6 protein-coding genes are annotated in these 7544 nt (G+C 45.9%); all 6 read left to right on the top strand.

Annotated features, from left to right (window positions below; translation table 11 throughout):
- Positions 1-75 precede the first annotated feature (75 nt).
- Entirely contained in the window at positions 76-1677 is a 1602-nt protein-coding gene (gene maeL / locus RAC86_RS32260) for a two-component system sensor histidine kinase MaeL (protein WP_029725862.1), read from the top strand.
- Positions 1670-2377, top strand: coding sequence for a two-component system response regulator MaeM (gene maeM / locus RAC86_RS32255; protein WP_014477821.1), 708 nt, complete (start codon positions 1670-1672; stop codon positions 2375-2377). The genes maeL and maeM overlap by 8 nt, the downstream gene beginning before the upstream one ends.
- A gap of 474 nt (positions 2378-2851) precedes the next feature.
- A complete protein-coding gene (gene nupN, locus RAC86_RS32250) occupies positions 2852-3931 on the top strand; it encodes a guanosine ABC transporter substrate-binding protein NupN (protein ID WP_015384509.1) in 1080 nt (359 codons plus the stop codon).
- Between the two features lie 75 nt (positions 3932-4006).
- Positions 4007-5539: a guanosine ABC transporter ATP-binding protein NupO gene (gene nupO, locus RAC86_RS32245; RefSeq protein ID WP_377886466.1), complete on the top strand. Its 1533-nt coding sequence runs from the start codon at positions 4007-4009 to the stop codon at positions 5537-5539.
- Positions 5532-6578, top strand: coding sequence for a guanosine ABC transporter permease NupP (gene nupP / locus RAC86_RS32240; RefSeq protein ID WP_377886465.1), 1047 nt, complete (start codon positions 5532-5534; stop codon positions 6576-6578). The genes nupO and nupP overlap by 8 nt, the downstream gene beginning before the upstream one ends.
- Positions 6579-7538, top strand: coding sequence for a guanosine ABC transporter permease NupQ (gene nupQ / locus RAC86_RS32235; protein ID WP_014480697.1), 960 nt, complete (start codon positions 6579-6581; stop codon positions 7536-7538).
- Positions 7539-7544 lie beyond the last annotated feature (6 nt).

Genomic DNA, 7544 nt, shown 5'->3' with positions numbered 1-7544 from the left:
GTCCCAAATCTTCACAAAGCAGCATTTTGAGAGTAAAGTAGTACGCAGGAATCATAAAACGTAAGGAAGTTTTATATGAAAAAAACATTAAAACTGCAAACCAGACTCACCATATTTGTTTGTATCGTTGTATTAATCGCATTGCTCATTACGTTTTTTACAGTCGGTGCCCAAACCACCAAACGAATTAGAGATCAGGAAAAGGCCACTGCGCTGCAGACTGCTGAAATGGTAGCTGAAGCGCCAATGACAGCCGCTGCTTTAGAAAGCGGAAAAAAACAAAAGGAACTGCAGAGCTACACAAAGCGGGTTCAGAAAATTACCGGCACGGAATTTGTTGTCGTCATGGATATGAACGGTATCCGCAAAACTCATCCTGACCCGAGCAAAATCGGAAAAAAATTCAGAGGCGGTGATGAGTCCGAGGTATTAAAAGGGCATGTCCATATCAGCACAGCCTCTGGCACGCTCGGGAAATCGCAGAGAGCGTTCGTCCCTGTCTACGCGGAGAATGGAAAACAGGTCGGTGCAGTCGCGGTCGGCATCACCGTAAATGAAATTGATGAAGTGATCAGCCATAGCTTACGGCCGCTTTACTTTATTATTTGCGTCAGCATCTTCGTCGGTGTGATCGGAGCCGTTATCGTCGCCCGTACAGTGAAAAATATCATGTACGGACTTGAACCTTATGAAATTGCGACTCTGCTTGAAGAACGGAGCGCGATGCTGGAATCGACGAAGGAAGGAATACTCGCTGTCGATGAACATGGCAAAATTAAACTTGCCAACGCGGAAGCAAAACGCCTATTCGTCAAAATGGGCATCAACACAAATCCCATTGATCAGGATGTAGACTACATCTTGCCGAAAAGCCGCTTGAAAAAGGTCATTGAGACAAAAAAACCTCTTCAAGACAGAGACGTCCGCATTAACGGGCTGGAGCTTGTGTTTAATGAAGTTCCTATCCAGCTGAAAGGACAAACTGTCGGAGCGATTGCAACATTCCGCGACAAGACCGAGGTAAAACATTTAGCTGAACAGCTTTCCGGTGTTAAAATGTATGCAAACGCACTGAGAGCGCAGTCTCATGAATTTATGAACAAACTGCATGTGATATTAGGTCTCGTCCAGCTGAAAGAGTATGATGATCTTGGAGATTATATTAAAGATATAGCCATACAGCAAAAATCAGAAACAAGTGAAATTATAAATGATGTCAAAAGCTCCGTACTGGCCGGTTTTCTGCTTGGAAAGCAAAGCTTTATACGTGAGCAGGGCGCAAATCTTGATATTGAATGCAACGGTGTCATCCCGAACGCGGCAGACCCTTCTGTCATCCATGAACTTATTACAATCATCGGAAATCTCATCAACAATGGCTTAGACGCCGTTGCCGATATGCCGAAAAAACAAATCACCATGTCCATGCGCTTCCATAACAGCATACTGGACATTGAAATTACCGATACTGGAGCAGGCATGTCTGAAGAAGACCAAGCCAAAGTATTTGAACAAGGCTATTCAACAAAGGGCAAAAACCGGGGATTCGGCCTTTATTTCACACAGCAAAGCATCGAAAATTTAAAAGGCCAAATGATCCTCACAAGCGAAAAGAATGAAGGAACGACATTCAGTATTCGCATCCCGTACGAACCGAAGGAGGAAAATCATGATTAATGTACTAATAGTTGAAGATGACCCCATGGTGGGTGAATTAAATAAACGATACTTAAGCCAAATAGATGGCTTTCAGCTGAAAGGCATCGCTTCTTCCTTTCAAAGCGCTCTGCATATTTTAGGCGAGCACCATATCGACCTCATTTTGCTTGATATTTATATGCCGGGAAAAAACGGGCTGGAACTGCTGACGGAATTGAGAGCCCAAAATGAAGCGGTTGACGTGATTGTCATCTCAGCGGCCAGCGAGCTTGACGTAATCAAGAAAACACTTCGGTACGGAGCTGTCGATTATTTAATCAAACCGTTTGAATTTGAACGTTTCCAAACGGCTCTGTCTGATTACAGACGAAAACAAAAGGTGTATTCAACCCATCGCAACATGAGCCAAAAAGAACTGGACGCCGAGCTTTTTCAAAAGAAAGAAGCAACAGAAAAAGTGCAGCTTCCTAAAGGCCTGACAAAAAGCACGCTGAAGCTGATCTGGTCCAGTATCCAGTCATTTGAAAATGAATCTTTTACGACAGAAGACTTGGCAAAGCACACAGAAATCTCTCAAGTATCCATACGAAAATACTTAAAGTTTCTTGAAGATATACAGGTTCTGAATGTAGAAATGGCGTACGGAACGATCGGAAGACCTGTGTTTCAGTACAACGTCAACAACAGTAACCTTAACGGAATAAAGCAATATCTATAAGAAAAACGCACTGCTTGCTTTGAGCAGTGCGTTTTTCTGTCATATCTCTTGCCAAGATGCTTGATTCTATTGTTGATAAGTTATACAAGAATAACAAAGGGCCTTTCACATTTTTAAGCAAACAATTCTAAAAATAGATACTTTTTAAAAAATTATGCGAAATTCTATTTATTTCTTATTAGTTAAATGATAAATTATGATTGGTTAGTTGATCCCGAAAAACTAAGTCATAAGTCTTACTTCAGAAAACGATGTCACGGTTTTCCGCCCGGAACGCCTTCCACATCCTTCTCTTCCCCGCCTTTCGAAGGAAATACTCACACCACGCTTATTCAGGGAAGAATAGAACTGTCTCAGCGCATTCCATTTGTTATTATCAGAAAATTTTATCGATTCTAAGAAATTGTTCAGGACAGCCCATCATATGACTGGCCGGATCAGCTTTGAACCAAATTTTTCTGGGGGGGTTATATCTTGAATAAACGAAAAATCGGATTGGCGATGTCACTTGTGATCGCAGCAGGCACCATATTAGGAGCATGCGGAAACAGCGAAAAAAGCAGCGGCTCCGGCGAAGGCAAAAACAAATTCAGTGTGGCGATGGTTACTGACGTAGGCGGAGTGGATGACAAATCCTTCAACCAATCAGCCTGGGAAGGCATCCAAGCCTTTGGGAAAGAGAATGGGCTGAAAAAAGGCAAAAACGGTTACGACTATCTTCAATCCAAATCAGATGCAGACTATACAACGAACTTAAATAAATTGGCGCGTGAGAATTTTGACTTAATTTACGGCGTCGGCTACTTAATGGAGGATTCAATCAGCGAAATTGCTGACCAGCGCAAAAATACAAACTTTGCGATTATAGATGCTGTTGTCGATAAAGACAACGTCGCAAGTATTACGTTTAAAGAGCAGGAAGGCTCATTTCTCGTCGGAGTGGCCGCAGCCCTATCAAGCAAATCAGGAAAAATCGGCTTTGTAGGCGGCATGGAATCAGAGTTAATCAAAAAATTCGAGGTCGGCTTCCGTGCCGGCGTACAAGCAGTTAACCCTAAAGCCGTTGTAGAAGTGAAATACGCAGGGGGGTTCGATAAAGCCGATGTCGGCAAAGCAACCGCCGAAAGCATGTATAAATCAGGCGTAGATGTTATTTATCACTCTGCGGGCGCCACTGGCACAGGCGTCTTTACTGAAGCGAAAAACCTGAAAAAAGAAGATCCAAAACGCGATGTCTGGGTCATCGGTGTCGATAAAGACCAATACGCAGAAGGCCAGGTAGAAGGAACAGATGATAACGTCACCCTCACTTCCATGGTGAAAAAAGTAGATACAGTCGTTGAAGATGTAACGAAAAAAGCGAGTGACGGAAAGTTCCCGGGCGGCGAAACACTTACCTACGGGCTTGATCAAGACGGAGTCGGCATTTCTCCATCTAAACAAAATCTATCGGATGATGTGATCAAAGCGGTCGATAAATGGAAGAAAAAAATCATCGACGGATTGGAAGTCCCGGCAACTGAGAAAGAGCTCAAAACCTTCAAAGCTGAATAAGAATCGCAGGGATAAGGAGGTCGAGCCCTTATCCCTTGTTTTTCTTTTATTTTGAAATAAAGGAGCGGTCAATCAATGGAATATGTCATTGAAATGCTCAATATCCGCAAGGAGTTTCCAGGTATCGTCGCCAATGACAATATCAATCTTCAAGTCAAAAAAGGCGAAATACACGCGTTGCTCGGTGAAAACGGAGCGGGGAAATCAACGTTGATGAATGTCCTTTTCGGGCTGTATCAGCCGGAGCGGGGTGAAATTCGGGTGCGCGGCGAGAAGGTGCACATCAACAGCCCGAACAAAGCGAATGACCTTGGAATTGGAATGGTGCACCAGCACTTTATGCTTGTTGACACCTTTACAGTTGCTGAAAATATTATTCTCGGGAAGGAGCCAAAGAAGTTTGGCAGAATTGACCGGAAGCGTGCTGGCCAAGAGGTGCAGGACATTTCCGATCGATACGGCCTGCAGATCCATCCTGAAGCAAAAGCAGCTGACATATCAGTCGGTATGCAGCAGCGCGCAGAAATATTAAAAACCCTCTACCGCGGTGCCGACATTCTGATTTTTGATGAACCGACGGCTGTTTTGACGCCTCATGAAATTAAGGAACTGATGCAAATTATGAAGAACCTGGTCAAAGAAGGGAAGTCCATCATCTTAATCACCCATAAGCTGAAAGAGATTATGGAGATTTGTGACCGCGTTACGGTTATCCGTAAAGGAAAAGGCATCAAAACCCTTGATGTCCGTGATACAAACCAAGACGAACTCGCCAGTCTAATGGTCGGCCGCGAGGTATCGTTCAAAACCGAAAAGAGAGCTGCTCAGCCGGGAGCGGAAGTGCTTGCGATTGACGGCATAACTGTAAATGATACCCGCGGAATAGAGACAGTCAGAGATTTGTCTCTTTCAGTCAAAGCGGGAGAAATAGTCGGCATAGCAGGCGTCGACGGAAACGGGCAATCAGAGCTGATCGAAGCGGTGACAGGACTCCGCAAAACAGATTCAGGAACAATCACCTTAAACGGAAAACAGATCCAAAACCTGACGCCAAGAAAAATCACTGAATCCGGGATCGGGCATATTCCTCAGGATCGCCATAAACACGGTCTCGTCCTTGATTTTCCAATCGGAGAGAATATCCTGCTGCAAAGCTATTACAAAAAGCCGTATTCAGCATTGGGCGTTTTACATAAAGGCGAAATGTACAAAAAAGCACGCAGCCTGATCAGCGAGTACGACGTCAGAACGCCGGATGAATATACACACGCTCGGGCATTGTCAGGCGGAAACCAGCAAAAAGCGATTATCGGGCGGGAAATAGACCGAAATCCTGATTTATTAATTGCCGCCCAGCCGACTCGCGGCCTTGATGTCGGAGCGATTGAATTTGTCCATAAAAAGCTCATTGAACAGCGTGATGCCGGGAAAGCCGTTCTTCTCCTCTCGTTTGAGCTTGAAGAAATTATGAATCTCAGTGACAGAATCGCCGTTATTTTTGAAGGACGCATTATCGCCAGCGTTAATCCGCAGGACACCACTGAACAGGAGCTTGGTCTCTTGATGGCAGGAAGCACGCAAAAGGAAGCGGGGAAAGCAAATGGTTAAACGACTCTCTCATTTACTCGTGCCGCTCATCGCAATCATCCTTGGTCTTGCGGCCGGCGCGTTGATTATGCTTGTGAGCGGCTACAGTGTGGCCAGCGGGTATTCGGCTTTGTGGAATGGAATATTCGGAGAAATCTATTATGTCGGAGAAACCATCCGGCAAATTACGCCTTATATTTTATCCGGATTGGCTGTCGCCTTTGCATTCCGAACCGGGCTCTTTAATATCGGCGTCGAGGGCCAGCTGCTCGTCGGCTGGACAGCAGCGGTTTGGGTCGGTACGGCGTTTGACGGACCGGCATATATTCACTTGCCGCTCGCATTGATTACAGCGGCAGCTGCAGGAGGATTATGGGGGTTTATTCCCGGCATTTTGAAAGCGCGATTTTACGTTCATGAAGTCATTGTCACCATTATGATGAATTATATTGCGCTGCACATGACCAATTACATCATTTCAAACGTCTTGACAGATCATCAGGACAAGACGGGGAAAATTCACGAATCGGCCTCCCTCCGCTCTCCTTTTCTTGAACAGATCACCGATTACTCACGGCTGCATTTGGGAATCATCGTTGCCCTTCTCGCAGCAGCTATCATGTGGTTTATCATCAACAAAACTACAAAGGGATTTGAGCTCCGGGCGGTCGGGTTTAACCAGCACGCTTCCCAGTATGCCGGCATGAGCGTGCGGAAGAATATCATGACCTCCATGCTTATCTCCGGCGCTTTTGCAGGCCTTGCCGGAGCCATGGAGGGCCTAGGAACATTCGAATATGCAGCAGTGAAAGGCGCATTTACCGGCGTAGGCTTTGACGGTATCGCTGTCGCTCTTCTCGGGGGAAACACAGCCGTAGGCGTTGTACTGGCAGCATGCCTGCTTGGCGGGCTGAAAATCGGCGCATTAAATATGCCGATTGAATCAGGCGTTCCATCAGAGGTCGTTGATATTGTGATTGCTATTATTATTCTATTTGTGGCTTCAAGCTATGCGATTCGTTTCGTCATGGGCAAATTGAAGAAAAAGGGGGCGAACTAAGTGGACATTGTGCAGATTTTATCTATCATTGTCCCTGCCACACTCGTCTATGCGGCCCCGCTTATTTTAACTGCTCTCGGCGGCGTGTTTTCCGAGAGATCAGGCGTTGTGAATATCGGCTTAGAAGGCCTCATGATTATCGGGGCGTTCACCAGCGTGTTATTTAATTTATTTTTTGGTCCGGAATTAGGTGCCGCCGCGCCCTGGCTTTCGCTCCTTGCCGCCATGGCAGCAGGCGCCCTGTTTTCACTGATTCACGCGGCAGCGGCGATTTCGTTTCGCGCCGACCAGACAGTCAGCGGTGTCGCCATTAACATGCTGGCGCTTGGGGCAACTTTATTTATCGTCAAACTGATCTACGGCAAAGCGCAGACAGACAAAATTCCAGAGCCTTTTTATAAGACGAAAATCCCCGGTTTGGGCGATATTCCCGTCTTGGGAAAGATCTTCTTTTCGGATGTCTATTATACGTCTATTCTTGCAATAGCACTTGCCTTTATTTCCTGGTTTATCTTGTTCAAAACGCCGTTCGGCCTTCGTATTCGTTCTGTCGGTGAGCATCCGATGGCGGCCGATACGATGGGAATCAACGTATATAAAATGCGCTACATCGGCGTGATGATCAGCGGATTGTTCGGCGGTCTCGGCGGCGGCGTATATGCCTCCACAATTGCGCTTGATTTCACGCACTCTACCATCTCCGGGCAAGGCTTTATCGCCCTGGCAGCGCTTGTATTCGGAAAATGGCATCCGATCGGAGCACTGGGGGCCGCCCTGTTTTTCGGATTCGCCCAAAGCTTAAGCATCATTGGATCGCTGCTCCCTCTTTTTAAAGACATACCAAATGTGTATATGCTGATGGCTCCTTATGTCTTAACGATTCTCGCTTTAACCGGCTTTATCGGGCGGGCAGATGCGCCAAAAGCCAATGGCGTGCCTTATATTAAAGGAAAAAGATAAAACATT

This window comes from Bacillus sp. LR_5 (genome assembly GCF_042709275.1).
The sequence above is the reverse complement of the archived record's forward strand: the minus strand, read 5'-3'. Positions and strand labels throughout refer to the sequence as shown.

Bases quoted from the DNA above. Each gene is read 5' to 3' on its own strand.
- maeL (WP_029725862.1), top strand. From the start codon at position 76: ATGAAAAAAACATTAAAACTGCAAACCAGACTCACCATATTTGTTTGT.
- nupP (WP_377886465.1), top strand. From the start codon at position 5,532: ATGGTTAAACGACTCTCTCATTTACTCGTGCCGCTCATCGCAATCATC.
- nupO (WP_377886466.1), top strand. From the start codon at position 4,007: ATGGAATATGTCATTGAAATGCTCAATATCCGCAAGGAGTTTCCAGGT.
- maeM (WP_014477821.1), top strand. From the start codon at position 1,670: ATGATTAATGTACTAATAGTTGAAGATGACCCCATGGTGGGTGAATTA.